The sequence below is a fragment of the Deltaproteobacteria bacterium genome, assembly GCA_005879795.1.
Lineage (GTDB): Bacteria > Desulfobacterota > Binatia > DP-6 > DP-6 > DP-6.
In genome coordinates this window covers 1-3,053 of record VBKJ01000250.1, presented here as the reverse complement: position 1 = coordinate 3,053, position 3,053 = coordinate 1, and the positions used below count along the sequence as shown (strand labels likewise).

The following is a 3,053-nucleotide window of genomic DNA, read 5'->3' as shown; positions in this document are numbered from 1 at the left end:
TGCCATTCGCCTTGCAACAGGAGCGGCAGGCGGTTGCGCTCTGCCTGCACTCGGACCACGCACGCATGAGCATCTGGCGTGCGAGTCCTCGGCACGAGCGCCCGGAACGGCCAGGGGTGCAGTCTCCGAGGGCGGACGTTCGGTCAGCGCGTGCGTGCGTGAGACAGTCCAACTTTTGCGAAGCACAAGACTTCTTGCAGTCACGGCATGCGCTATCGCACTTGTTCCTAGCCGCCTCGATTTGCGAGGTGTTGACGAGCAGGAGGACGAGAGCAAGCAGCGTGAGGAGAGGCCAGATACGCGGCATGGCCCCACAACCCCGAGGCCCCTGCTTGCGCGCTAGCATCATGGTTGGCCGCCCCTCCGGTTACGGCGGCTTTCCCATACCAGCGCAATACCTTTTGCTCGATGGCGGTCGTCACCAATGCCGCCCTCCCGAACGTCGGGTCTAGAGGTCCCCTGGCCCCCCCGGCTCCCCGGTGTCGTGAGGCCAGCGCCGGCGCCCGAGGGCGTTCGGGAGGTCAGGTCGCTCGCTCAGCTTCGATGCTCGCCAACCTCTCGCCCGCCTCCTCCGCAAGCCTGAAGCTCGGGGCGAGGGCCGAGAATCACGATCACGCAGGTGACGCTGGCGGTGCGCCAGAATCGTGTGGTTCTGGCGCGTGCAGGAGGTCGGTCAGTCCCGCGCCGAAGTGCTTGATCTGTCATGCCTGACCGACGCTGCGGCGCGAGGGGATTCTGGATCGCCGTCTCCCTCACCCATAACCCGCCCGTTTTGGAGCGTCGCAGCGGTTCACGATCGGTTGCAGACACCCTAGAATCAGCCTTTCGGACGCATGGGAAGGCGTCGATATCAACGCGCGTCCGCAGCACCAACGGGCGGTTCATGGCGGTCGACACTACTCTTGACCCGTGGAAAATCAGCGACTTGGACAAAGGCAAAAGGGGTTCAAGTCCCCCCTTTCGCACTTGTCTAGCTCTGTGAAATCGCGGACTTGCGCTCGCCGCCCCCTTCTTGGGGGTCAGACGGGTCAGTTTTTCGAGCTGATCGGCCCCCGTCCGCAGCCACTTGCCTCGCCATGGAAGTGTCCTTCATTCACCTGGACACAATTGCCGTTTCGATCACCTCTCCGTCACCCGCTGGTACAGGCTGAAGAACTCATCATCGCCAAAGCCGGCGCCGCTGTGAAAGAGGCCGGCGTTAGTGTGGCCCGCGGCCAGCGCATCCCTTCGGTCGTAGTGGCCGAGGACATCACCGTGGTCCGCGATCACCAACCCGCCGAATTGCTCGCTCGGGGCAGGATCGAGTAGCTGCCGAGCTGTGTTCACGACGCCGTCGTTGAGGGGTCCGTCTGCTCGTAGAGATCCACCAGCGTCATGCTCTTGGAGCTGTGGATGACCTTCTCCGGCGACGAGACCAACGCCGCGCGAAGCACCTTCACCGCCTGGTTCACCGGCGCCGCGATCTGTGACCCACACCAGTCGTGCGCGAGGGCGTACATGTCCTTGTAGAACGCGTCGCTCGGCGGATGGATGTCGTCGCGGGGCGGCGAGGCGGTCGCGAAGCCCGCTCCTCCATCTTGGACGGCTGAAGATCGGTGACGAGGTCTCGCTGTCCGGCAAGGATCCGCTCGGCGAAGTAGTAGAAGTTGCCGACGCGGCTGAAGCCCAGAAAGCCGGGGACCAAGAGGACAAGGTCTCGAGTCATTGGGCGTGCGTCGTACCGGCCGAAGGTCGGTTCTCGGGGACGAATCGAGCAGGCGGTGGTGAGGCGAATCGCCACATTGTGACCTCCCGCCTCATTGCCGAGACAGACTGTCACGGTCAGGCAGCGCGAACCCCCGAGTTCTCACGCCGCGTGGCGGGGCACCGTTCCTGCTATGCGGCCGGCTCTCGCAGCGGATCCTCGCGCGTTCCGAGAGCGCGAGGAACAGGACGCCCTGCGAATCGCGGTCTACTGCCCTCACTACGAGGACGCGGGCGGGGTGCGGGAGGTCGTCCGTCGACTGACCGCGGGCATGGCGATCCGCGGCCACGAGGTGGACGTCATCGCGCGGCTGCCGGGCGGCAACGGCGCTCCCCTCCCTGCTCGCGATCCGTCGACGGGCGTGCCCATCCTGCGCATGCGCGTCGTGCGCGCGCCCTACCGCGGCGCCGGCGCACGTGCGTTCCGCCACTTCCTCCATCGCTTTCCGGCGGGAGCCTTCCGCCTCGTGCGGGGCGTGCGCGCGCTCGCCCCGGACTTGATCGCCGCGCACTGCTCCAAGTTCCACGCGCCCTACGTGGCCACGCTCCGCGCCGTACTCGGTGTCCCCGTGGTCGCGCACCTGCACAACGGCCCGCAGACCGCCGACGGACCGGAGAGCCTGGTGCTGTCGCGGCTCCTATTGCGCTCCGCGCGCCGCGTGATCGCCGTCTCGCCCGCAGTCGCCGACTACGCCCGCGGGGTGCTGCCCGCGCACGCCGAGCGGGTGAGGACCGTGCCGAACGGAATCGACCCGGCCGAGTTCGAGAGGGTCGCGCCCGCGACACGCGCGCGTCCGTACGTGCTGGGCGCCGGCGCCCTCGCCGAGCGGAAGGGGTTCGACGTCCTGATCGACGCCTTCGCGGCCGCCGGGACGGACCTCGACCTCGTGCTCGCCGGCGACGGCCCCGAGGGCGCCGCCCTCGCGGCCCGCGCCGCGGCCCGCGGCGTCGCGGCGCGCGTCCATTTCCTCGGGCACGTCGACCGGGTCACGGTGGCGAGCCTCCTGCGCGGGGCCGCGATCGTCGCCATCCCTTCGCGCTTCGAGGGGCACCCACTCATCTGCCTCGAGGCGATGCTGGCGGGCGCGCCCGTGGTCGCCAGCGACATTCCGGGGCTGCCCGCGGACCTGCGCCACGGGCAGACCGGGCTTCGCGTCCCCGGCGAGGATCCCGCGGCGCTCGCGCAGGCGCTCCGCGAGCTCGCCGAAGTCCCGGAGCGGGCCCGGGCTCTCGGACGTGCGGCGCGCGAGGCGGCGCGGCGCCTTCCGAGCTGGGACGAGGTCACGACACGCGTGCTCGACGAGTACGAA

1 protein-coding gene is annotated in these 3,053 nt (G+C 68.7%); it reads left to right on the top strand.

Going from position 1 to position 3,053, the window contains the following annotated elements; genetic code table 11:
* Positions 1-1,877 precede the first annotated feature (1,877 nt).
* On the top strand, positions 1,878-3,053 hold a 1,176-nt coding region (locus E6J59_19675; GenBank protein TMB15872.1), incomplete at its 3' end, for a glycosyltransferase family 4 protein.